This is a genomic window from Candidatus Pelagibacter sp. PS_23, assembly GCF_059417905.1.
The window spans coordinates 937,650-963,029 of the sequence record NZ_CM182071.1 but is presented as its reverse complement, the minus strand read 5'-3'; the positions used below and the strand labels follow the sequence as shown (position 1 = coordinate 963,029).

The window sequence follows — 25,380 nt, the reverse complement described above, 5'->3', positions numbered from 1 at the left end:
ATGGAAGCTTTTACTTATAAAGGAATATCCGAAGGTAAATATGTAGAAGGAGATATTGAGGCAATCAACCTTGATGAAGCTTCTCATTTATTAAAAGAAAAAAAAGTAATAATCACCAACATAATTAAGTCTAAGAAAAAAAAAGGTGAAGCAAAAAAAAAATCAGGTGGCTCATCTCTTTTTGGGAAAAAAAAAGTTAAAGTAGAAGAAATTCTTATATTCTCAAAGCAATTTGCAACCATGGTTAAGGCGGGCTTACCTATTTTACAGGTTTTAATAATGTTAAGAGATCAATTAGAAAGTCCTGCTCTTAAAGACATTATAGAAGATATAAGAAAAAGTTTAGAAGGGGGTGTGAACTTATCAAAATGTTTTGAAAAGTATCCGCAATACTTTGATAATATTTATGTCAACTTGATTAAGGCTGGTGAAGCAAGTGGTAAGCTAGATGTATTTTTACTTAAAATAGTAGATTCTTTAGAGAAAAAAGAAAAGATTAAGAAAAAAATTAAGGGAGCTTTAATGTATCCAGCAATCATGTTTACAGTAGCGATTACTGTAAGTGCTTTTATGTTGATTAAAGTAGTTCCAGTATTTGCAAAAATGTACGATGGAATGGGCTTAGAATTACCCGCTGCAACAGCAACCATCATGGCAATGAGTGATTTTTTAAGTGGTACAGGTGGAAAAGTAATTCTGTTTGGTGGAATAGGTGGATATTTCGGGTTTAATTTTATTGTAAAAAGAAATGCTGCAATTCGTTTTAGATGGCATAAACAAATTTTAAAATTACCTATTTTTGGAGATATGATCTTAAAATCTCTACTGGCAAGAATTGCATTGATTTTAGGTAATTTAAGTGCTGCTGGTGTAAATTTATTAGAGAGTTTAGAAATTGCAAAATCAGTTAGTAATAATGATGTGATAACGGATGCACTAGAGAGTGTAAAAAAAGGTGTGTTCTCTGGTGACACCTTAACAAAACTTTTTTTAAAAGAACCACTCTTCCCACCGACTTTTAGTCAATTAATTTCTGTCGGAGAACAAACAGGTCAATTAGATGAAATGTTTAATTCAGTATCTGCTTATTATGAAGAAGAATTTGATACTACAGTCGATAACATGTCTGCTTTAATTGAACCTATCATGATTGTTTTCATGGGAGTAATGATTGGTGGTTTAATGATAGCTATGTACTCACCAATATTTAACGTGGGTGCTTTAATTAACTAATTTTTTAATTTTTTGGTTAAAACTAAATTATTAATCCAGGGTTCTTTTCCTGGTTCAAAATTAATTGAATCCATAATTTGTTGAATGAAAAATGTTCCTAGTCCACCTGGTTTAATATCATCGATCGCTCTATGTTTAACTTTGCTTTTTTCTACTGGTTTGCCTTTATCAAAGAAAGAAATCTCTAGAACATCATCATTACAAGATATTCTTACAACCATTTTATCTTGAGTGTCAGGCATATCTTTATATGCATGTTTAACTATATTTTGCGCAGCTTCAGCAATCGCTAAAACTAACTCTTCTCTTAAATCTTCATCAATTTTAAATTTTTCAAAAACATCTCTAGAAAAAGCTCTGACATCTTTCAAACTTGCTGAGCTAACTAAAAAATCTTTTTTTTCTGAATGACTAAAGTTTTCTAAACTCATAATTTATTTACTCCAAATTTAAAATTTGTTCTAACTTTGCCATCATGATTACTTTTAAAACAGATTTACTCACATCTTTAATGACAAGCTTGGTTCCCTTCTCAAGGGCTTTTTGATGACTTTCTATTAAAACTGAAATACCAGAAGAATCCATGTATTGAACATTACTTAGATTTAAAGCAACATTTTTACCAGAGTCGATAACAGGAAAGATAACTCCCTTAACTTCATCCGTTTTATCCATGTCTATTTCACCATCTAAAAATATGGTGCTTATATTGTCTTCTTCTGTAATTTTGTATGTCATAAAAACTTTCTTGCCATTGCTAGAACTTTTTCAACAGGTTGACTAACCTCTTTAAGTTCAACTTTAGTATTTTTCTCTCGAGCTCTTTGATTGCTTTCTATAATTATCGATATACCAGAAGAGTCCATGTAGGGTACATCTTTTAAATTTAAATGAACTTCTTTTCCAGCATCAATTAAAGGAAAAACAATTTCTCTTACCTCATCTGCAACATCCATATCTATTTCTCCAGTAAGAAAAACAGTGCTTACATTTTCATTATCTGTAACTTTATATTTCATATTTTATTTACTATTTATAGCTATTAACAAAAATAAGAAACAAGTAAACCCAATATGGTCAATTATCTTTGATTATTATTTAATATAATAAGATTTTTAGTTTACACCATCAATAATTATAATAAATTTAATAATAATAACTAATAACAGAGGAAATTATGAAAAATAATAAAGGTTTTACACTTATTGAATTGCTAGTTGTTGTAGCAATTATAGGTATTTTAGCTGCGGTAGGTGTTGTTGCTTACAATGGTTACACTAAGAGTGCAAAAATTAATGCTTCTAAATCAAACCAAGGGGCAGTAACAAAATATTTAGCTGCTGAAATTCAAAAATGTAACATGGGTACAGAGTCTACTGCAATGAGTGGAAACTTAACATGTTCAGGCAGAACAGAAGCTTTAATCATGAGTGGTGCTGTTGCTGCACTAGCAGATTTTAAAAACACATACACGCCAGTTTGTAAAGGAGTAACAGACGGTAGTACTGTGCCAACGGCTTCAGATGGTAGTACAACATGTCTAGCATTAGGAAAAGGTGTTACAACAATAACAGGGGATGGTGAGGGAACTATTACCGTTTCAACACAGTATGGTGACGACGCAACTGCTGACGTACTAACTAATGCTGTTGCAATAGAATAATCATCTCGATTGCAAGAAACAAAAAAAATAAAAACTAAAAGCTCACTAGGGTTTTCCCTGGTTGAGCTTGTAGTTGTGGTAGCAATAATTGGTATTTTAGCTTCTGTAGGAGTTATTACTTACAGCGGTTATATTTCAGGCACTAAAGAAAAATCTGCAAAAAATGTGATGCTACAAATATCACTAGCTCAAACAGAAGAATATTCAAATAGTGGAAGTTATTACACGCAGGACGATGATAGCTGTACACCTTCTTCATCAACATCTAATGATATTGAAACAATTTTATTTGGTGGAGGAGATCAAATTGGTAAAGACATGGGTTATGAAATTTGTGTTGCAAGCATAGGTTCTTCAAATTTTAATATAATTGCAGAAGAAATTAAAAATGAAAATCCTTGCCAATTAATCCTTAGTCGTAACGGCAATTTTACTAGAGGCGAATATTGCTAAAAAAATTAGCTAACCACCCATAATGGATAGTTTTACAGTTTCAAATTAAATATTCTTGTATAAATTGATGATGTGAAAAAAATTATTTTAATATTCTTGCTTATACCGTTATTAAATAATTGCGGTCCATATTCTGCAGCACTTGGGCCAAGCTTAACTCTAGTTAACTCTGGAAGTATTTTACAAGCTTCAGCATCTTATGCTGGCTCTTCAGCAATGAAAAAATTTAATAAAGATTATATCAATGAATTAAATGTAGAAAAAATTTGTCCAACGGTCCATTCTAGTGAGTTAAATGAAATTTTTTTTGAAACTATAGATCATATGGATTGTTATTTTGATCCAATGAGTATTCATAGATAATATATAAATTATTCAAGAAATATAGGAATTTGAGCTCATCTTAATCAAAAGGCCTCATTTTGGGCGATTGACGAATTTTAAAATGAATTGATACGTGATAGCTTTGACTTATAATTAACAATAGGAAAAACTATGTTCAAAAAATATATACTATTTTTAGGTTTTGTTTTATTTTCAACCAATTTATTTGCAGCTCAAACTCAAATTGCCCAAGTAAATGGAATGATGTGTATTAAATGCCAAAAAATGGTAACTAAAGCACTTCAAGCAGCTAGCCCATCTGCTACTGTTAAAGTCTCATGGCCAGAAGGTGTTGCGGTATCATCTTACCCTGATAAATCTGATTTATCTAATGAAGATTATAAAAAAGCAATCCTTGGAACAGGCTTTGAAGTTATTAAAGTGGTGAGTGTTGATAAGATTATTACTGATGCTGGTGAAGCTAGAAAATTAGTAGATTAATTAAAATAAAATTATGACTGCAGCTGATACTCAGATATTACTCAATAAGCTGCAGTCCAACATAAATCAATTAGAGCTTACTAATAAGGGAGCTTTAAATGCATTAGAATTTCGCTTAGATGCAATCTTACAAGCAAATTTAGATACCTTTTGGCTTTTAATTTGTGCAATCCTTGTTTTTTTAATGCAGGCAGGCTTTATGTGTTTAGAGACTGGTTTGTCTCGGAACAAGAACAGTATTAACGTTGCCCTTAAAAATGTTTCAGACTTTGGAATATCTGTTGTAGTTTTTTGGGCGTTTGGTTTCGCATTAATGTATGGAACCAGTGTATCAGGACTGTTTGGTACCAAATTTTTTTTCTTCACCACTAAGGTTGCAGGCTATCAAACATATTTTGTCTTCCAAGCAATGTTTGTTGCAACAGCTGCAACTATTATCTCAGGTGCAGTTGCAGAAAGATTAAAGTTTTTCTCATATATAATTATTACATTATTAGTTTCTGGCCTCTTTTATCCAATTGTAGGTCACTGGTCTTGGGCATTTAATTTTGAAAATCCTGATCAAAAATTTGGTTGGTTAGGTCAATTAGGATATTTAGATTTTGCAGGTGCATCCGTTGTACACTCTGTAGGAGGATGGATTGCTTTATCAGTATTACTGGTAGTTGGTAACCGTACTGGAAGATTTAGAGAAGATGATAAAAAAAAATCTTTTCAAGGAAGTAATACACCAATGGCAGCTTTAGGTGCTTTAATTTTGTGGTTTGGGTGGTTTGGATTTAATGGTGGTGCTAATGGTGCAATGGATTTAAAAATTCCATTAATTTTAATTAATACTTTTTTATCAGCATCCTTTGGACTTATTTTTTCAAGTATTATGGGTATCATTGTCTTAAAAAAACCAGAGCCATTATTTATGATCACGGGTCCCCTTGCAGGACTAGTTTCAATAACTGCTTCTTGTGCTTATGTTGATCCCACTCATGCAATTATAATAGGAAGTATTGGTGGAATTATTTCAGGCTCAACAATTGTATTACTTGAAAAAATTAAAATTGATGATGTGGTTAGTGCAATACCAGTTCACTTAGCATGTGGAATTTGGGGAACTATTGCAGTTGCTTTGTTTGCAAATTTTGAATTGATGGGTGTTGAAAAAACAAGATTAGAACAAATATATATTCAACTAATTGGCATAAGTTCAATTGGTGCTTTTTGTTTCATTGGTTCTTATTTAATATTAAAAACTATTAATTCATTTTTCCCTCTAAGAGTAAGTAAAATTCATGAAGAACTTGGTTTAAATATTTCAGAACACAATGCATCAACGGACACGCACGAATTACTTGAGGTATTAACTAATCAAGCAAAATCAGACAATTATTCAAGCCGCGCACCACAAGATCCTTTTACTGAAAGTGGAATTATTGGCACGCAATATAATGTCATAATGAACAAATTGGAACAAAGTGAAAAGCAAAAAAACAAATGGAAGAATAGAGTTTCTAAAGAAATTAAACTTGCAATGAATGTTCAGCAACGATTAATGCCAAAAAGAGATATAGAAAACTATCCAATATTTGGATTAAATATTCCTGCAAGAGAAATCTCGGGAGATTTTTATGATTTTTACCTTCATGATGATGAGGTGTATTTCACCCTATCTGATGTTTCAGGAAAAGGGGTGAATGCAGGAATGGTTATGGCAAAAGCTATTACTTTATTTAAGATCTTCGCTAAGCAAAAATTTAAGCCTAACGAAATTTTATTAGAGATGAATAATGATTTGAAAGAAACTAATCCTGTTGGTACCTTTATTACTTCAATTGTTGGAAGATATAATTTGAAAACAGATTTAGTTGAAATTGCAAATGCAGGACATCAGCCAACTTTATTAAAAGTGGGTAAAGATTTTAAAGAATATCCTTCAAGCTCAATGCCTTTGGCAGTCATTAAGCATAAAGATGAAAGTGTTTATCAATTAGAAAGCTTTAAATTAAATGGTGGACGAATTTACTGTTTTACTGATGGATTTTCAGAATGTATGGATGAAAATAAACAAGAAATAGGAATTGATGGTGTAAAAGAATTAATCCTAAAACACACAAACTCTTCATTACAAAAAGAATTAACAAGTGCGACAGAAGAAATTCGTTTAAAAAGTTTAAAAAAAGAAATTGTGGAAGATGGCGTTAAAAAAGATAATGATATTCTTGATGATGATTTAACAATTATTGCAATTGGTAAATAAGAAATTATACCAATCGGTATTCATAAATAACACATAAGTTATTAAAGAAATTTTAAGATTTATTATTAATTTATCTAATTAATCACATTTATAAAGATTACTATAACTTTATTTTTGAGGGTTTATCTTATCATATTTACAACTGACCAAAATGGGTTGACAAATGATCAAAATGGGTGGAACTATGCATGAAATTTTAAATTAAATTAATGGAAATAGTAACCAACATCGCTCCAATCGCTCTAGCTATTATTATGCTTGGACTAGGAGCTTCTTTAACAGTAGATGACTTTTTAAGAGTTGCAAAAAACCCTAAAGATTTTTTTATTGGTTTTATTTGTCAGTTAATTGTTTTACCAATCGTTGCCTATCTACTTATCATTACCTTAGGTGTGCCGATTGAAATGGCCTTAGGAGTAATGCTAATTGCAGCTGCTCCAGGGGGTGTAACCTCCAATGTTCTTACAAAATTTGCAGAGGGTGATGTAGCGCTATCAATATCACTGACAGCAGTTATGAGCTTATTAAGTATAGTAACAGTGCCATTCATTGTGATCAATTCAATTAATCTGTTTGATATCACCTATGTTGAAAAAGAAATAACAATGACAGCTATAGCTTTAAAAATGTTTTTTGTAGTCACAGTTCCAGTAATAATTGGAATGACTATCAGACATTTTACAGGTGACCTTGTCATAAAAAATTTGAAGTTAATTCAAAGATTTTCTATTGCATTATTTTTACTTGTTTTTGCAGCAATATATATTGAAGAATGGGATAAAATTGTAAGCTTTTTAACTCGAGCAGGTTTAATAGCCCTAATATTAAATGTAACTATGATGGTGATAGGATTTTATGTTGCCAAGTTTTTTGCCTCAGGTGTACCTCAACAAAGAGCTATCTCTTTAGAGTGTGGTTTACAAAATGGAACTTTAGCAGTTTTTGTTGCAACTCAATTATTTGATAATATTATTTATATGGTGCCAACCGCTGCTTATGCTTTAGTAATGATGGCAACCTCTGTAATCTTTGTTTTTATTTTAAGAAAATCTAATTAGAATTTATTACTTTAATTTGGTTAAAAACCCTATACAAAAATTTACTTAAAGCATTCATATTTCTATCTTGTAATTTAGAAATCACTTTAAATTGTTTACTTTGCACACCTATACCAAAAGTATAAAGTTTTTTTTCATCAATATTTAGAAATTTATTTTTAATTAAAAATACTAGTTTTCTAACAACCGTTGCCCTTGGAATTCCTGTTATCTCAGCTATAGAAAATGCATTAATACCAATATGATCAGGTTTTTGAATTTCTTTAAGATATTTTTTTCTATCTAAATTTTTATTTTTAAAATTTTTATTTTGGACAGTATTAATCAATACAATAAACCCTACACATATTGTTTCTAAATCTTGAGTTTTAGTACCTGTTTTCCAGCTGTTAGCGAAAATGAATATAAACTTGTAAAATTGATACCAACAAAAAGAAAAGTTTTCTTTAATTAATTTTGAAATTTCTTCTGCATCAAAAGATTTATCAACTATATTTTTATCTTTTAATACTTCACTAAATTTAGAAACAAAAACACTTAAATCATTTAAAGTTATATTGGGCTTTGCTTGTGAAAAACCAGATATTTCAATAAAGATTTTTTTTCCTTTTCTTTTAATAATACCTCTTTCTTCTAATTCAGATATTTTTCTTCTTACATTTTCTTTAGGTATTAGAAGGTCTCTTGCGATATCAGAAATATTAATCTTTGGAATTTCTAATGATTTATCCTTATAAAACGTATCATAATCAACTATTAGTCCATTTTTTCTATAAAATATAAAGTCTTTATTAATCAGATAAATTAAAATTATAAACTTATCGATACCCTTATGAACTTTGTAAGCATTTATAAGCCAACTACTAACTAATGTATAATATGCAGGTGCCAGTTGACTAAAATTTTCATTAATAACTTTGAAGATTTTTTCTTCATTAACTTCACTAGATATGCTTGGAATATTTTTTATCATTTTTTGTTTAAGAATTATAAGTTGGTTTTTCCACCCATTTTGATCAGTTGTCAATGATTCAAAATAAATCTCCAAAAACGAAGTTATAGTTAACAAATTTAATTCGATTTGAGCACCAACACAGTTGTTTTTATCTCTTATTCATTAGTCTGCAGAAGTGAAAAAAATTCTCAAGACATCATTTTTTGTATTTAGCTTTTTAGCTTTATTTTATTCTAATGCTTTTGCTTTTATAGAATTTAAGCAATCAAAAGATATTTCATCAGACACTGTAGCTGTTAGAGGAATAAACTTTAATCCAGACGGAACCATAATGTATATAACTAACCGTAAAACTGATACTGATGGTGGTGATGGTGAAAAAGGAGAAGTAACGCAATATTCTCTTAGTGTACCGTTTGATATTAGCACTGCAACAAAATCTTTTACAACTCAATTAGTAGGTGATGGAGGTTCTGTTCCACAAATGAAATTACCACATGCAATTGAATTTAAATCTGATGGAACAAAAATTTTTGTAACAACCAACAAAGATCCAACTTCAGTCTATCAATACAAATTAACTACTCCTTGGGATACATCTACATTAGAATATGAAATAAGATTTCAGGTGGATTTAGATGGCTCAGGTAATGAAGATCAAGTAAGAGCTCTAACATTTAAACCTGATGGAACACGTATGTTTATAGGTGGAAGAGATCTACATAAAATAAGAGAGTATATATTATCAACTCCTTTTGATCTTACATCTGGAGTTTCAGTAGGCTCTTTATCAGCATCATTAGAAGACGCTGATAATAACATGAGAAATATTCAATTCAATTCAGATGGGACCATTCTGTATATTGGTGGTAATGAAAATAACAATATGAACAAATATACTCTAAGCACACCTTGGGATGTCACAACTATTTCTTCTACTCCTACTTCTTACGATTTAGGCAACGATGATTTACCCAGAAGATTTTCAAACATGAGAGGTTTTATATTTGCAGCAAATTTTACAAAGCTATTTGTAACTGATGATACCAGTTCAACAAATACAATTTTTGAATATAGTCCAGATTGTGCTGGTACCATTACTTGTGCTGATGCATCAGCTAATGATGATGTTAAAGCAATCATTGAAGCTAATGTTGAATTATCAAAACGTATAATTAAAAATAATACTCTTCCAATTTTTCACCGAATTGAGTGGTTAAGAAGACATAAAAATAAAGACAATCTATCAAATCTTAATGCAGAAATTGATTTTACAAATAAAAAAATATCAAAGTTAGTTACCGCTCTAAAAAGCTCAAAAAAAGAAATTGATAGAAGTTATGATAGTGATGATTGGTTTCAATGGAGTGAAGGTAGAGTTAGTTTGGGTAAAAATAAATCTTTAAATTCATCATCAAGAGATTTTCATAGTTATGGTATCTCAGTTGGTGCAGATAGAATTAAAGAAGATGATAGAGACACTATGTATGGGTACGTTTTTCAATATGGTAACGATAATGTTGATATTGGATATAAAGGAAGCAAATTAGAGACTGATGCTTATAGTTTTGCATTATATGGCACTAAACTTAGAGATGATCACGTTTTTACAGATGCATTAATTGGAGTTAGTTTTCTAGATATAGACCAAAAAAGGGTTACTTATGGTAATACTTTAGAAGGTAACCGAGAAGGCCAACAGATCTATGGATCATTTAATTTTGGAAAAAGAATAGTTGATGAAGATCTAAATCTCAATCCAGGTATTAAATTAGATTTAGGGTACACAAAACTAAAAGCATTTAGAGAAAGAACAATTGTTGGAGATAGTTTAGCTGATGCACTTCTTTATAAAGAGCAAAATATTAAATCAGCATTAGTAACACTCGGTGTCCTTTTAGATAAAACGGATACAGATAGGCAAGAAGATGAAATTATTAATCATCATGGGAGATTAGAATATATTGCTGATCTTAGTCCATCATCAGATGCAGAATTTTATTATCTAAATAGTCAAAGTACTGTTTACAATTATAATGTAGAAAATAAGTCCAAACATAATCTTAGAATTGGTTACGGTTTTGATGTCACTTCCATATCAGGTTGGTCGTTAGTTGGAAATTTTGAGAGATTTATAACTAATGGAAAAGGTTATAGTAATGAAATTTATCTATCTATAGGTTATGTTCCAATTGATGAAATGAAATTTGTATTTGATGTGAATAATTTTGAAAATACTAGTTTATCATTAACTAATAATGTAAATGGATTTGATTTAAAAATGAGTTCTAACTATAATTTTTTAAGTGATGTACCTGACTATGGTGCAAATATAGAAATTTCAAATAAATTTTAATTTAATAATTATTCTATAACTTCTATTTCATTAATGATGCTTACAATTTTTCTACCTTTAAGGACGGCATTCACTCTTGCACATTCATAGTACGCGGAGGAGCTCTCTTCAGCCATTTGTTTCATTTCCAAGCACCTAGATTTATTCTTAGTTAATAAATGCTCTGTTAATTTTAGTGGTCTACCCATATACATCATGAGACCAATAACTTCACCTTGCTTTTCAAAATCTGCTTTTTCTTCTATATCTGCTACTCTATCATCAACACCAATTTCAAAATTTTGAAATGCAACAAAACCTTTATAAAAAATAAAAGCTAAAGCTAAGTAGAAAACTATTTTTATTTTACTCATTAAAATTTACTTGAAATTCCTATTTTTATTAAATTAAGCATCTGAATTTATTAAAATTTGTATAATTTTAATTTTTGATGAAGATTATTTTATCTTCGATAAAACGCACGCCCATATTGGAAATTAGGCCCGGTTTGGGCACTTAAACGAACTGAAAAACCGCTAAATTAAATTTTATATAGTATTTTTCATTATGGTATTTTTTTTAATAAAATTAGCTGTTGGTTTACTTGTGTCATCATTTTTTATTTTGATGCAAGCACAAGCTGGAATAGTTGAACTGGTAAATAAACAATTTAAAGACCTGAGTATTAAATTGTCAGCAACATTTTAATCTTATGAAATTTATAAAAAACTTTATTTTAATTTTATTATTTATATTTCCTATCTCTAATTCATTTGGAGCTATGCACACTTTAGTGCAGAAGGCAGCAGTTACTGATGGTACTAATAATGATCCAAGTGGTGTTCATTTTAATCCTGCTGGAACAAAAATGTTCATATTATCTCAAGAACCATCTAATCAGCTTCCTAATGTGCATGATATTTATTCACATGTAAGTGAATATAATTTAAGTACGCCATTTGATGTTTCTACAAAAACTTATGCAGGTAATGGTGAAAGATGTATTTTGAACAATGGTGAGGGTAATTCTAAAGCTGAACATGGTTCTACAAATTGGATGCATGGTTTAAAATTTTCTCATAATGGAATGATGTTGTTTGTGGGAAGAGGAAATTCAGGTTCAGGTGTTGCAAACGCTGATAGAGTATTTAGATTTGATTTAACTTCACCTTTTGATATTTCAACATGTAATTTTCCTGTAGGTTCAGCTGTACATGCAACGTCAAACCTTGATGATGATGATCTGCAAGATGGAAGTAACGCTGGACCTGATACTGATGATGAAGATTTTGTTGTTCCTTCAGGTAACAATAGATTGAGAGATTTTGATTTTAGTAATGATGGAAAAAGATTATTTATACTTTTTGGTGGAGCTGGTTCAAATCATTATACAAGGTTATTAGAATATCAATTATCAATTGCATATGATTTAAGTACTATATCAATTGTTACAGATGCTGGAATAAGACTTCAGGATTCAGGTTCAGATACCACTCCTGTAGGTAATGCCAAGGGACTTGATTTTAGTCCAGATGGAAAAAGACTCTGGGTTGTTGATCATGGAGGAACTAATTTTCCTAGAGATATAACTCAGATTTCTCTTGATGTGGCATTCTCCACTTCTTCATTTACAATAGATGGTACAGTTGCATTCAACATTAGTGGATACACGCAGATATATAATAGTGGTCAAGGTGCTCCACAGCCAAGTGGACTTACATTTAGCACTAATGGTTTAAAAATGTACACTTTGAATGATGAAGATGAAGATGTTTTAGAATATGATTTAGTTTGTCCTTTCAATATTATTGAAGGAAAATGTCCTGAAATTACCAAAGGTGATAGAACTGGAATAGCTATTGCACAAATAGAAGTTGCAACAAGAACTATAGAACACTCAACGGACACTGCTTTAAATAGATTAAAATGGATTAGAAGAAATAAAGATAATCAAAACCTTACTAATCTTAATTTAGATCTTAATTTTACCAATCAAATGCTTGCCTCTCTTACTAAAGTTGTAAAAACCTCAGCCAGTAAAAAGAAAAAAGAGGAAAAACAACAAGACGTATTTTATTGGAGCGAAGGAAGTATTGCTGTTGGCAGAGTTGGAGACACAAGTGTTTCTTCATTTAAAAAGATAAAAACTAATGCAATTACTGTTGGAGCGGATAAATTTACAAAAAATAATGGCATAAGGGGGCTTGCTTTTAGGTTTGGTAAAAATGATATTGATGTTGGTTCAGCTGGAAGCAATTTAGATACGAATACTTATAATTTAACCCATTATACCTCATCGCCAATTGAAGATGACACAAAATTTATAGACACAGTTTTTGGAATAGGTGTTCTTAACTCAGATATTTTATCAGTACTTGATGGTGAACGTTCAACAGCTGAAAGAAATGGCAAACAAATATATGGAACAATTAAATTAAAAGATGAGATTAAGAAAAATAATTTAATTCTAATTCCATCTGCACAAATAGATCTTGGTTACACTTTATTAAATGATTATCAAGAAAGTGGTAACACTGCTATGAAATTTAAAAAGCAAGGCATTCAATCAAGAAATGCCAGGCTTTCAATTGCTGCAATTGATGAATTAGAAAATGATAATTATAAAATTAGGAAACATGGAAAATTAGAATACAAGGCAAATTTACATCGTTCTTCTAATATTAAATATTCTTACGTCTCAGACCCGGCAAGTGGTGAATTTGATACCAAACTAAATTCAGGTGCTTTACATAATTTAAATGGGGAATTGGGTATAGATATAATTTTACCGGATAGTTTTAGTATTTTTTTAATTTATGAAAGAAATCAAGCATTAGGAACCGGTCATACTGATAAAATACATTTAGCGATAGGATATTTGCCTAACAGAAAAACTAACTATGCTTTTAAGTTAGCAGGCTCAGAAAATTTAGGATCTGAATTTAAGATAAGCAAAAATATCAATGATTTTGAAATTGATTTTAGATTAAATAATCAAGATGCATTGAGGCCAAACATTATTGATGAAGCAACAATTAATTTAACTAGTAAGTTTTGATAAAAATTAAATTATGTCTTTAAATAAAAATTTTTTCATGAAATCGACAATTAGATTTATACTAGCCTTTCTAATTATTAATCTAACTTTTGTTAGAGAAGGTGCTGCTTTAGAAAGCGGTGATTTTGCTACTCCACTCTGGAAGCAAAACCATCTAGTTAATACTGAAGAGCCTAGACCTAGAGGTCTTACCTTTAGTAATGATGGAACAAAAATGTTTGTTATTGGTGAAAAGCACGGTAATGCAGATTTTTCTGGTAGTGCTGAGGATGATATACATGAATATACCTTATCAACCGCCTTTGATATATCGACAGCTTCTTATGTAGATAGTTTGGCTAATCTTGGTGACGCTTATGAAACGAGTATAAAATTTAACAATGATGGATCAAAAATGTTTGTTACTGCAATAAACAGAAATTATGTGCAGGAATATTCACTTACTGCAAATTTTGATTTGTCATCAGCAACTTTTGAAAGTTTTTTTAGTGTTAATAGCGTGGAGGGTGATCTTTTTGGTCTTGATTTTAATAATGATGGAACAATGATGTATATTACCGGACATACCAGTGATAGCATACACCAATATGAATTAGCTGTAGGTTTTGATCTTTCAGAGGGAGTTACTTTGTTACGATCACAAGATCTGAGTGCTCAGGATACTCAACCGTCTAGCATAGAGTTTAATACTGATGGTACCAGAATGTTTATAATAGGAACATTGGATAATGTTGTTGATCAATACGATTTATCTACAGGTTTCGATATATCAACTTTATCTCATGTAGGTTTTTTAAAATTAAATAGTGAGCAATATAACCCATCTGGTATAGCATTTAGTCCTTCTGGATTAAAAATGTTTATTACTGGTTTTCAAGAACCTGCTGCAGAAGTAAATGAATATACCTTACGTTGTCCGTTTACTCTTTTTTCAGGTAATTGTCCTCCAGTTACAGAAAATAGTGACAGAACTGGAATAGCTATTGCACAAATAGAAGTTGCAACAAGAACTATTGAGCACTCAACGGACACTGCATTAAATCGTTTAAAGTGGATTAGAAGAAACAAAGATAATCAAAATTTAACAAATCTTAATATAGATCTTAATTTTAATACTGCCACTCAACTTGATAACCCATTATTAAATTACTGGGTTAAAAAACTTCCAGATAGAATACTTTCAGTTAATGAAAAAGTAGAAAATGGTCAGTCTATAACTATTGGTCTGAAAGATATAAATAATAACAAATTAAACAATTTTACCACTGCAATTAAATCAGATAACTCATTGTTAAATTCTTGGATGGATAAACTTCCAGAAAAAATTACCTCAAATCAAGCATCTCTTGAAAAAAAGACAGAAGATAAACAGCAAGATATCTTTTATTGGAGCGAAGGAAGTATTGCTGTTGGCAGAGTTGGAGACACAAGTGTTTCTTCATTTAAAAAGATAAAAACTAATGCAATTACTGTTGGAGCGGATAAATTTACAAAAAATAATGGCATAAGGGGACTTGCTTTTAGATTTGGTAAAAATGATGTTAAAGTTGGAACAGCTGGAAGTAATTTAGATACTAATACTTATAATTTAACCCATTATACCTCATCACCAATTGAAGATGACACAAAATATATAGACACTGTTTTTGGAGTGGGTGTTCTTAACTCAGATATTTTATCAGTGGTTGATGGTAATCGTTTAATAAATGAAAGAAATGGCAAACAAATATATGGAACAATTAAATTAAAAGATGAGATTAAGAAAAATAATTTAATTCTAATTCCTTCTGGACAAATAGATCTTGGTTACACTTTATTAAATGATTATCAAGAAAGTGGTAACACTGCTATGAAATTTAAAAAGCAAGGCATTCAATCAAGAAATGCCAGACTTTCAATTGCTGCAGTAGAAGAATTAGAAAATGATAATTATAAAATCAGAAAGCATGGAAAATTAGAATACAAAGCAAATTTACGTCGCTCCTCTAATATAAAGTATTCTTACGTCTCTGATGCAACAAATGAGGAGCTTGATACCAAACTAAATTCAGGTGCTTTACATAATTTAAATGGGGAATTGGGTATAGATATAATTTTACCGGATAGTTTTAGTATTTTTTTAATTTATGAAAGAAATCAAGCATTAGGAACCGGTCATACTGATAAAATACATTTAGCGATAGGATATTTGCCTAACAGAAAAACTAACTATGCTTTTAAGTTAGCAGGCTCAGAAAATTTAGGATCTGAATTTAAGATAAGCAAAAATATCAATGATTTTGAAATTGATTTTAAATTAAATAATCAAGATGCATTAAAACCAAATACTATTAATGAAGCAACGATTAATTTAAAGAAAATCTTTTAATTTAATCTTTTTCAGACAAGCTCTAAAAACTCAGTAAATTCATCATAAATGTTAATTAACCCTGCCCGATTTGAGCACTAACAAGGATGCGTTAAGTAATAAAATAAATTTTGTAGGCTATTTTCTATTATGAGATTTATTTTAAGAAAAATAATTAGATATATTTATAGCATCTTTTTTTTGATCATCTTTTTTAGTTCAAAAATAGTTTATTCAGAAGTTGTTACTATGCCTACATCATTAACTTCTGATACAACTGATTTTGTATTATTATCTAGTTCTGGTGTTACTCCAAGTATTTCAGGGTATTCTGGAACTCTTTTAGTTTCTGCTGTTGCTTCAGCAGGGAACATCAAAATAACTACAACTTCAAGTACTGATCAGGCTGCTGGCTACTGTGGCTACACTAGTGATGGTACTAGTGCACCTGTTCAATGTACTGGCTCCTCTCTTACCGAAATAGGATTTAGAGGAACACAAGCTAACATTAATACTGCATTAGCAACACTCTCATTTAAAGGAGATGGCTCAACAGGGGCGACAATAACTGTTTCAGTAACCCCAGCTGGTAATAATTATAATTCAGCTAATGGTCATTATTATCAAGTAGTAGGTGAAGCTAATGATGAAATTTCCTATGCGGATGCAAAAACTGCCGCTGAAGCTTCAACATATAAGGGTTTATCTGGATACTTAGTAACAATTACCTCTGAAGCAGAAAATGATTTTTTAGATGCCAAAATTTCAAAAAATACTTGGATAGGTGCTTCTGATAGTTCAACATATACATCTAATACTCACACAATAACAGAGGGTACTTGGGAGTGGATATCGGGTCCTGAAAACGGAAAAACCTTTTTTTGCCAAGTTGCTTTTATTAATACTAGTTTTAACCCAGACAGACAAACAGCTAATGCAGCTGATGATGCATGTTCTGTAGCAACTGGTTATTCATATCAAAACTGGGATACTAATGAACCTAATGATCATTCCAGCACTAATATAGGGGATGAAGATTGTGCTCACTTAAGAGCAAATGGTAAGTGGAATGACCTACCATGTGGTACTAATAGTGTAGACTATTATATTATTGAATATGGAGGGACAGCTGGAGAATCTGCCACTGTTTCAGGCCTAACTACACTGTCAATTAATTCAACTGAATCAGATGATTACAATGTATTTGATGATAAAGAATTAGTTGGGATAGTTGAAGGACAATCAGAAAATGCAAAAAGATTTATTTATAGTTCAACAAATTCTATTTTAGAAAGAATGGAGTGGTATCGAACTACAAAAAAAAATGACAATATTAAATTTCAAGATATAGGCATAGATATAGACATAACAAATAAAGATACCTATCCGTATGCAAAACTATTAGATGCCTATCTTTTAAAAGGTGATGTTAACAAAGAACAAAAGCTATCTAATAAAAATATTGAAAAATTTATAAACGAATTACCTCTTTCAAAATATTTAAAAAACGAATTTGGAATGGTGCCTCGAAAGTGGAAAATTTGGAGCTCTGGATATTTAAAAAAGGGTAAAATTAAACTTAAGTCTGGCAAGCTAAATCAAGAGTTCGACTCAGATGCTTTAACAATAGGAATGGACAAAATAATAAGGAAAAACACGCTTTTTGGTATAGCCATTAGACTAGAAGATCAGGATACTGATGTTGGGCAATTAGGGACTAAAATTAAATCTAATGCAAAAAGTACAACAATATATTCAAGCTGGCATAAGAATAGTTCAACTTTTATTGATGGTTTAGTTGGTTATGGATATATTGATAATGATCTTACAAGAATTGAGCAAGCCAACACTTCTAATACTTTAACTGGAAATAGAGGTGTTAAGCAATATTTTACTTCAATTAAATTTAATAAAATAATGGATAAAGATAACTTTACTTCATTATTATTTGGAAGATTTGATTATGGTTTATCTAAATTAAAAAGCTTTTCAGAGATAGGTAATATTCAAGCCTTAAAATTTGAAGAACAAGATTTAAAAAATAAATCTATTTCAATTGGTGCTTTAACAAAATATAAAAAAAAAATAAAGAAAGGTTATTTTCTACCATATGGTAGAATTGAATTTTTTGAAAACTTAACTCCTGATTCAGAAGCTAAAGCATCATACATTTCTGACCCTAACACCACATATTATTATACTGTAAAAGAGGATTATTCAAATTCTCTAAAATTAGAGTTAGGTTTTGATTTAAATCTAATTGATAGTTGGTATTTTTCTACTTCAATAAGAAGATTAATGAAAAACAATAAAGACTACGAAAATGAGTTTGCAATTAAAGTAAGCAAACCATTTTAATTATACCCACATTTAAAGTTAAATATCTTGAAGTGCAGTTACGGTAATCTCTTTTGTCTTTAAAGATCTAATCCCCATCAAGCAAGCTTGTGCAGTAGACATGTTTGTACAATAAGGAACTTTATTCCCTAGGGTTGCTCTTCTTAAAGCCATTGCATCATGAAGACGATGCTCACTATTTCCACCTCCCGTATTAATTACAAGTGCAATTTTTTTAGAATTTAGAATGTCAACTATGTGAGGAGAGCCTCCACTTACCTTGTTTATTGTTTTACACTTTATTCCATGTTTACGAATGTAATCAGCAGTTCCACCAGTGCCACATAAAGTGAAATTTAATTTTATTAATTGTTTTGCAAGATCTACACCTTCATCTTTATGACCATCTTTTAGAGAGATAAATGCTAGACCTTTAGTGGGCAATGAGTTTGAAGCAGCAATTTGGCTTTTTGCGTAAGCCATACCAAAGTCTTTATCAAATCCCATAACTTCACCTGTTGATTTCATCTCAGGCCCCAACAATAGATCACTATTTGGAAATTTATTGAAAGGAAATACAGCCTCTTTAACTGCAAATAGGTTTTTGTTTTTACCCTTTAAATTAAATTTAGATAATTTTTCACCAGTCATTACACGGGATGCAATTTTTGCAAGAGGAAGACCTTTTGCTTTAGATACAAAAGGAACTGTTCTGCTTGCTCTTGGATTTACTTCAATTACATAAATTTCATCATTTTTAATGGCAAATTGAATATTCATAAAGCCTTTAACATTTAAAGCTAAAGCTAATTTTTTTGTTTGAGTTTCTATTTCAGTTATCAGCTTTGGTTTTATAGATATTGGAGGTAAAGAACATGCAGAATCCCCTGAATGAATACCTGCTTCTTCAATATGCTGCATGATACCTGCAACAAACACTTGCTTACCATCAGATATTGCATCAACATCTACTTCCATCGCATGACTTATAAACTTATCTATTAATATCGGATTATCTTCCGCAGCTTTAAATGCTTCTTCTACAAAGTTTTTTAATTGGCTTTTCTCATGAACAATTTCCATTGCTCTTCCGCCTAAGACATAAGAAGGTCTAACCATTAAAGGCAGTCCAATTTTTTCAGCAATCTGAATGGCTTGTTTGTAAGTTTTAGCAATACCACTTTCAGCTTGTTTTAATTTTAATCTATCAAGTAACTTTCTAAATCTATCTCTATCTTCAGCAAGATCTATTGAGGTGTACTGCGTACCTAAAATCGGAAGTTTGTTATCATGTAAAAACTTTGCAAGTCTTATAGGAGTTTGCCCACCAAACTGAGCGATGATCCCCACAAGGTTTCCTTTTTGCTGTTCTTTTTTAATAATATTATAAACATACTCTTCTTTAAGAGGTTCAAAATAAAGTCGGTCACTTGTGTCGTAGTCTGTTGAAACCGTCTCTGGATTACAGTTAATCATTATAGTTTCAAAACCACTATCTTTAAGAGCATAACTTGCTTGGCAACAACAATAATCAAACTCAATACCTTGGCCTATACGGTTTGGTCCACCGCCTAAGATTATAATTTTTTTTCTTGTAGAAGGTTCTGCTTCACACTCTGTATTTAGCGCATAATTTCTTTGGTAGGTTGAATACATGTAAGGGGTGAATGATTTAAATTCAGCAGCACAGGTATCTACTTTTTTGTAAACTGGTAATACTTTTAAAGCAGTTCTTTTTTTTCTAACAAGGTCTTCAGAAATTTTAGTGATTTCAGATAATTTTTTATCAGAAAAACCTATTGATTTAATTCTGTTAAACTCATTGTAGTCTTTAGGAAGCCCTTTTTTTTGTATCTTATTTTCTTCATCAACAATTTCCTTTATTTGCTCTAAAAACCAAGGATCTATTTTACAAAGTTGGTGAATTCTTTTAATGTTGATTTTTTTTCTAAACGCTTCAGCAGCTAATAATATTCTGTTTGGAATATTTTTTTTCAATTCTTTTTCTATCTCTTTTTTGTTAAGCGGAAAAATACGATCTAAGCCTGAAAAGCCAATTTCAAGAGAAACCAATGCTTTTTGAAGAGATTCTTTAAAGTTTCTCCCAATTGCCATTGCTTCACCAACTGACTTCATGGATGTTCCAAGAACCGCTTCAGAAGTAGAGAATTTTTCAAAGGTAAATCTTGGTATTTTAGTTACTACATAATCAATACTAGGTTCAAAAGAAGCAGGCGTTGTTTTAGTAATTTCATTTTTTAATTCATCAAGGGTGTAACCAACTGCTAGTTTTGCTGCAACTTTTGCAATTGGAAATCCAGTTGCTTTAGATGCAAGAGCAGATGAACGTGACACTCTTGGGTTCATTTCAATAATAACCATTCTGCCGTCTTTTGGATTGATTGCAAATTGAACATTTGATCCACCTGTTTCTACTCCAATTTTTCTAAGACAAGCAATTGAGGCATTTCTCATAACTTGATATTCTTTATCTGTGAGTGTTAGAGCGGGTGCAACGGTAATCGAATCTCCCGTGTGAATTCCCATTGGATCAATATTTTCAATAGAACAAATAATAATACAGTTGTCTTTTTTATCTCTGACAACCTCCATTTCAAATTCTTTCCAACCCTCAAGGCATTCTTCAATTAAAATTTGGTTAACAGGAGATTCGTGCAATCCATCTTTAACTATTTTAAGATATTCTTTTTCAGTTTTAGCAATTCCTCCACCCAAACCACCCAAGGTAAAAGCAGGTCTAATGATTGCAGGCAACCCAATTTGTTTTAAAGCTTTTGCAGCATCTCTAATATGAGATACCACTTTAGATTTTGGTAAGTCCAAACCAATATCTAACATATTTTTTCTGAATTTTTTTCTATCCTCTGCATTAGAGATCGCTTTAGAATTAGCTCCAATTAACTCAATTTTATATTTTTTAAGAATTCCCTTTTTCTCTGCATCCATTGCTAAATTCAAAGCAGTTTGACCACCCATTGTTGGTAAAATTGCATCTGGTTTTTCTTTTTTTAGAATTTTTTCTAATACCTCTAACGTTATTGGCTCGATATAAGTTTTATCTGCAACACCAGGATCTGTCATGATCGTTGCTGGGTTAGAGTTAATTAAAATAACTTTATAACCTTCATCTTTAAGGGCTTTACAGGCTTGTGTCCCTGAGTAGTCAAACTCACAAGCTTGACCTATGATAATGGGTCCAGCACCAACGACTAATATAGTTTTAAGATCTTTTCTTTTTGGCATTTTTTTTTATGTTGTTAATAAATTCTTCAAATAAGTAAACACTATCCTGCGGTCCTGGATTTGATTCAGGGTGATATTGAACAGAAAAAACAGGTTTATTTTTTAATCTAATTCCTTCAATACAATTATCAAATAAAGATTTGTGAGTGACTTCAATATTTTTTGGCAATGATGCTCTTACAATTTCAAAGCCATGGTTTTGACTAGTGATTTCAACATTGTCTTTAATTAAATTTTTAACTGGATGGTTAGCACCTCTATGACCTAGTTTCATTTTTTTAGTTTTTGCACCTAGTGTTAGAGCTAGAATTTGATGACCAAGACAAATACCAAAAATAGGTAAATTATTTTTGATTAACTCTTTAATGATTTCAATTGCATATTTACCAGTTGCTGCAGGGTCACCAGGGCCATTAGATAAAAAGACCCCATTTGGCTTTAATTTAAGTATATCTTTTGCACTCGTTTTGCACGAAACCACTGTTACTTTACAATTAAGATCTGAGAAATATCTTAGAATATTTTTCTTTATCCCATAGTCAATAGCAACAACATGTAATGAACTTTTCTTATTTTTTAAATAACCAGTTTCTTTTTTCCAAGTTTTAAAACCTGACCAAATATAATTTTTTTTAGTAGTTACTTGTTCTGCTAAATCTAAATTATTTAATCCACTCCATTTTGCTGTGATATTTGCTAATTTGCTAATATTGAAATTACCTTTATTAGAAAAAGAAATAGTACCTTTTGGGGCTCCCTTATCTCTAATATAATTAGTCAAGCCTCTTGTATCTAAACCAGTGATCCCAACAATTTTATTTTTTTTTAACCACAGGTCTAAATTAGCTAAAGATCTATAGTTAGAAGGACTTGTTATTTCAGAGTTAAAAATTACACCTTTGGTCCAAACTTTATCAGACTCTAAATCTTCTTTATTAGTTCCAACGTTACCAACGTGAGGGAAGGTAAAATTGATAATTTGTCCAGCGTAAGAGGGATCTGAAATGATTTCTTGATAACCAGTTAGAGAAGTATTGAAACATACTTCACCTGTTGCTGTTCCTTGATAGCCAATACCAACTCCTTTAAAGATAGTTTTATTTTCAAGAACTAAAACGCCTGTGTGAATCTGTGAGATTTTGTTAGAGCTAATTTTTTTTGCTTTTTTGATCAATTACAACTCATGAGTTAAAGGTTAATACAATAAAACCCTAATTATCGCAACAGAGATGTATTATAAAATTATAAAAAAACAATTTTTCTTTTGAAGAATTTTCACTTTGCAGTAGATTAAAAAATATTATGACATTGAAAGAAAAAATAGAAACTAACTATAAAAATTCTCTAAAATCAAAAAATAAGGTTGAAATCTCAACCTACAGGTTAATTTTATCTGGAATAAAAGATCTTGATATTGTCAATCGATCTGGAGCCAACATAAAAGAAACAGACGATGATGATATAAAAAAACTTTTAAAGAAAATGATAAAGCAAAGAACCGAATCAATAGAGATCTATAAAAAGAATGAAAGATTGGATTTGTTAGAAGTTGAGCAAAATGAATTTGATCTTTTATCTAGTTTTTTACCACAGCAGTTAAGTGATGAAGAAACTAAAAAAATATGTGTAGATACAATAAGTAAATTGGGTGCTGCATCAATTAAAGACATGGGTAAAGTAATGGGTGAATTAAAGAAGTCATACCCTGACAATCTAGATTTTGCTAAAGCTGGACCTTTGCTAAAAGAACTTTTAAATAAATAATGAAATACCCAAAAGAGTATTTGGAAGAAATTAAAACTCGTTTAAAGGTTTCGACAGTTGTATCAAAGTCTGTCAGTCTAAAAAAAAGAGGCAAAGAATTTGTAGGTTTATCACCCTTTAAAACTGAAAAAACGCCTTCATTTACAGTTAATGATGAGAAGGAATTTTATCATTGTTTTGCAACATCGGAACATGGAAATATTTTTGATTTTGTAATGAAAACTCAAAATTTAAAATTTGGAGAAGCAGTAAAATCATTAGCAAATCTTGCAGGTATGAGACCTTATACATTTTCAAAGCAAGATGAAGAACGTGAAAAAAATTGGCAAGAATATTGCTCAATCTACAATCAATATGTTCAATTTTATCATGATGAAATTTTAAAAAATGAAAGCTTAACTATTGCAAGAGACTATTTAAAAAAAAGAAACCTTAGTAAAGATGAGGTTAAAAATTTTAAAATAGGTTTTGTTGAAAGAAACTCAAATTTTTATGAAAAATTAAAAGATGAGTTTAGTGAAAAAGTTTTAGTTGAAAGTGGTCTTTTTTATTTAGATGAAAAAAAGAATACATACGTTGAAAGATTTCGAGATAGAATAATATTTCCAATTAACAATATTTCAGGTCAACCTATTGGATTAGGAGGAAGAACCATTCAGGAAAATAGTTATTCAGCAAAATATATTAATTCGCCTGAAACACCTTTTTTTAAAAAGGGTTCTAACTTATATAATTTAGATTTAGCTAGAAGATTATCTAATAAAATAGATCATGTATATTTAGTTGAGGGATATATGGATGTAGTTGGTTTAAGTAAAAATGGAATTGAAAATGTTGTGGCAAATCTTGGAACTTCTTTAACGGATCGTCAAATTTTAATGCTTAACCAATTCTTTGAAGATATCATTATTTGTTTTGATGGTGATGAAAGTGGATATAAAGCAGCGCTTAGAGCAGCAGAAAATTCAATTAAAGAATTACAACCAGAAAAACAAATCTCGTTTCTTTTTTTACCAGATGGAGAAGACCCTGATAGTTATGCAAATAAAAATGGTAAAGCAAATTTTATTGATTTTACAAAACAGGCAAAAATTTCAATTCATCAGTTTATATTTAACCATTATAAACAACAAACTGATAACAATCCTTCATCAATGGCTATTTTTGAAAAAAAATTAAGAACTATTGCCGCAACTATTAAAGATGATTTCATAAAAAAATATGTACTAGAGTTTTTTTTGGAGAAAATTTCATCTTTAACCCCACATAGCAATATCGGAAAAAAACAATTTTATACTAAAAAAGTTAAATCATTACAGTCTACTCAAAAACACTTTAACGAAAGTAAATTATTGAGTGGTGTTGAGCTTAAAGAATTTTCATTGCTTTATTTAATAATGAATAACTTAGATTTATTTCAAGAAAATATTCACATGATTGAAAATATAAAACTATTTAGCGAAGAAAATAAATTAATCCTTGAAACTTTGATAACTAAACTAAAGAGTGGAGAAAAACTTACCTTAGATCAAATTCCAATTGACCCTCAATTAACTGAAAAAATCTTCAAATTTGCCTCAATAAAACATATTCTAAATAATCACCAAAATGATCAGAATAAAATGTTTGAATTATTAGACGAAGTTTCTAGAGACCTCAAAAACTACGATTTAGAGTTTAGGATTGAAGAGCTCGAGTCGAAGTTCTCTAAAGATTTAAGTGAAAGCACTTTCAACGAAATAAGAGAGCTAAAAAAACAAAAAAACATCAATTAAATCCTTCAAAAAATACGTGGATTTTTCTCAAATTGGGCTTATATAAGTCTTCTCAAATATAC

General features: G+C 30.4%; 21 protein-coding genes. 14 read left to right on the top strand and 7 right to left on the bottom strand.

Going from position 1 to position 25,380, the window contains the following annotated elements:
* Window positions 1-1,233 (top strand): type II secretion system F family protein, encoded by a 1,233-nt coding sequence (locus tag AC5SLY_RS05135; RefSeq protein WP_006997850.1) that lies wholly within the window; start codon window positions 1-3, stop codon window positions 1,231-1,233.
* Here AC5SLY_RS05135 and AC5SLY_RS05130 read toward each other — a convergent pair.
* From AC5SLY_RS05130 to AC5SLY_RS05120, 3 genes are read right to left on the bottom strand one after another with little or no spacing between them, the layout of a single operon-like run.
* The gene (locus AC5SLY_RS05130; RefSeq protein WP_006997851.1) at window positions 1,230-1,664 is read right to left on the bottom strand and encodes an ATP-binding protein; all 435 of its coding nucleotides are present in this window, start codon (window positions 1,662-1,664) and stop codon (window positions 1,230-1,232) included. The two genes, AC5SLY_RS05135 and AC5SLY_RS05130, sit on opposite strands and share 4 nt — an antisense overlap.
* A gap of 7 nt (window positions 1,665-1,671) precedes the next feature.
* Entirely contained in the window at window positions 1,672-1,971 is a 300-nt protein-coding gene (locus AC5SLY_RS05125) for an STAS domain-containing protein (protein ID WP_006997852.1), read from the bottom strand.
* On the bottom strand, window positions 1,968-2,252 hold the full coding sequence (locus AC5SLY_RS05120) for an STAS domain-containing protein (protein ID WP_006997853.1): 285 nt from the start codon (window positions 2,250-2,252) through the stop codon (window positions 1,968-1,970). Before AC5SLY_RS05120 ends, AC5SLY_RS05125 begins: the two co-directional genes overlap by 4 nt.
* Window positions 2,253-2,410: 158 nt before the next feature.
* On the opposite strand from AC5SLY_RS05120, the gene AC5SLY_RS05115 reads away from it, so the two are divergent.
* The 6 genes from AC5SLY_RS05115 (at window position 2,411) to AC5SLY_RS05090 (ending at window position 7,483) form a co-directional block, all read left to right on the top strand.
* The gene (locus AC5SLY_RS05115) at window positions 2,411-2,896 is read left to right on the top strand and encodes a prepilin-type N-terminal cleavage/methylation domain-containing protein (protein WP_494598668.1); all 486 of its coding nucleotides are present in this window, start codon (window positions 2,411-2,413) and stop codon (window positions 2,894-2,896) included.
* A 9-nt stretch (window positions 2,897-2,905) separates the two neighbouring features.
* On the top strand, window positions 2,906-3,349 hold the full coding sequence (locus AC5SLY_RS05110; protein ID WP_494598667.1) for a type IV pilin protein: 444 nt from the start codon (window positions 2,906-2,908) through the stop codon (window positions 3,347-3,349).
* Between the two features lie 72 nt (window positions 3,350-3,421).
* Window positions 3,422-3,712: a hypothetical protein gene (locus tag AC5SLY_RS05105; RefSeq protein WP_018414356.1), complete on the top strand. Its 291-nt coding sequence runs from the start codon at window positions 3,422-3,424 to the stop codon at window positions 3,710-3,712.
* 132 nt (window positions 3,713-3,844) lie between these two features.
* Window positions 3,845-4,174, top strand: coding sequence for a heavy-metal-associated domain-containing protein (locus AC5SLY_RS05100; protein WP_011281442.1), 330 nt, complete (start codon window positions 3,845-3,847; stop codon window positions 4,172-4,174).
* Window positions 4,175-4,187: 13 nt separating this feature from the next.
* Window positions 4,188-6,425 (top strand): ammonium transporter, encoded by a 2,238-nt coding sequence (gene amt, locus AC5SLY_RS05095; RefSeq protein WP_494593085.1) that lies wholly within the window; start codon window positions 4,188-4,190, stop codon window positions 6,423-6,425.
* Between the two features lie 209 nt (window positions 6,426-6,634).
* Window positions 6,635-7,483 carry a bile acid:sodium symporter family protein gene (locus tag AC5SLY_RS05090; RefSeq protein WP_494598666.1) on the top strand — a complete coding sequence of 283 codons (849 nt, stop codon included), beginning with the start codon at window positions 6,635-6,637 and terminating at the stop codon, window positions 7,481-7,483.
* Here the strand turns inward: AC5SLY_RS05090 and AC5SLY_RS05085 are convergent.
* The gene (locus AC5SLY_RS05085) at window positions 7,476-8,510 is read right to left on the bottom strand and encodes a helix-turn-helix transcriptional regulator (protein WP_494598665.1); all 1,035 of its coding nucleotides are present in this window, start codon (window positions 8,508-8,510) and stop codon (window positions 7,476-7,478) included. The genes AC5SLY_RS05090 and AC5SLY_RS05085 overlap by 8 nt on opposite strands.
* A 103-nt stretch (window positions 8,511-8,613) precedes the next feature.
* On the opposite strand from AC5SLY_RS05085, the gene AC5SLY_RS05080 reads away from it, so the two are divergent.
* Entirely contained in the window at window positions 8,614-10,794 is a 2,181-nt protein-coding gene (locus AC5SLY_RS05080) for an autotransporter domain-containing protein (protein WP_494598664.1), read from the top strand.
* 8 nt (window positions 10,795-10,802) lie between these two features.
* On the opposite strand, the gene AC5SLY_RS05075 is transcribed toward AC5SLY_RS05080, so the two are convergent.
* Window positions 10,803-11,147 (bottom strand): hypothetical protein, encoded by a 345-nt coding sequence (locus tag AC5SLY_RS05075; RefSeq protein ID WP_494598663.1) that lies wholly within the window; start codon window positions 11,145-11,147, stop codon window positions 10,803-10,805.
* Between the two features lie 193 nt (window positions 11,148-11,340).
* Between AC5SLY_RS05075 and AC5SLY_RS05070 the strand changes: the two genes are divergently transcribed.
* The 4 genes from AC5SLY_RS05070 to AC5SLY_RS05055 all read left to right on the top strand — a co-directional run bounded on the left by AC5SLY_RS05070 (window position 11,341) and on the right by AC5SLY_RS05055 (window position 18,536).
* Window positions 11,341-11,481 carry a hypothetical protein gene (locus AC5SLY_RS05070; RefSeq protein ID WP_494598662.1) on the top strand — a complete coding sequence of 47 codons (141 nt, stop codon included), beginning with the start codon at window positions 11,341-11,343 and terminating at the stop codon, window positions 11,479-11,481.
* Between the two features lie 4 nt (window positions 11,482-11,485).
* Window positions 11,486-13,831, top strand: a complete 2,346-nt coding sequence (locus AC5SLY_RS05065) for an autotransporter outer membrane beta-barrel domain-containing protein (RefSeq protein WP_494598661.1) — start codon at window positions 11,486-11,488, stop codon at window positions 13,829-13,831.
* A 37-nt stretch (window positions 13,832-13,868) separates the two neighbouring features.
* Entirely contained in the window at window positions 13,869-16,199 is a 2,331-nt protein-coding gene (locus tag AC5SLY_RS05060) for an autotransporter domain-containing protein (RefSeq protein ID WP_494598660.1), read from the top strand.
* 129 nt (window positions 16,200-16,328) lie between these two features.
* Complete coding sequence (locus tag AC5SLY_RS05055) at window positions 16,329-18,536, top strand: autotransporter domain-containing protein (RefSeq protein WP_494598659.1); 2,208 nt, start codon at window positions 16,329-16,331, stop codon at window positions 18,534-18,536.
* 18 nt (window positions 18,537-18,554) lie between these two features.
* On the opposite strand, the gene carB is transcribed toward AC5SLY_RS05055, so the two are convergent.
* Together carB and carA are read right to left on the bottom strand one after the other, a co-directional pair.
* Window positions 18,555-21,779 carry a carbamoyl-phosphate synthase large subunit gene (gene carB, locus AC5SLY_RS05050; RefSeq protein ID WP_494598658.1) on the bottom strand — a complete coding sequence of 1,075 codons (3,225 nt, stop codon included), beginning with the start codon at window positions 21,777-21,779 and terminating at the stop codon, window positions 18,555-18,557.
* On the bottom strand, window positions 21,757-22,953 hold the full coding sequence (gene carA, locus AC5SLY_RS05045) for a glutamine-hydrolyzing carbamoyl-phosphate synthase small subunit (RefSeq protein WP_494598657.1): 1,197 nt from the start codon (window positions 22,951-22,953) through the stop codon (window positions 21,757-21,759). Before carA ends, carB begins: the two co-directional genes overlap by 23 nt.
* A 128-nt stretch (window positions 22,954-23,081) precedes the next feature.
* On the opposite strand from carA, the gene AC5SLY_RS05040 reads away from it, so the two are divergent.
* Both AC5SLY_RS05040 and dnaG read left to right on the top strand, forming a co-directional pair.
* Window positions 23,082-23,543: a GatB/YqeY domain-containing protein gene (locus AC5SLY_RS05040; protein WP_020169684.1), complete on the top strand. Its 462-nt coding sequence runs from the start codon at window positions 23,082-23,084 to the stop codon at window positions 23,541-23,543.
* Window positions 23,543-25,318 (top strand): DNA primase, encoded by a 1,776-nt coding sequence (gene dnaG, locus AC5SLY_RS05035; RefSeq protein WP_494598656.1) that lies wholly within the window; start codon window positions 23,543-23,545, stop codon window positions 25,316-25,318. The genes AC5SLY_RS05040 and dnaG overlap by 1 nt, the downstream gene beginning before the upstream one ends.
* Window positions 25,319-25,380: the final 62 nt, after the last annotated feature.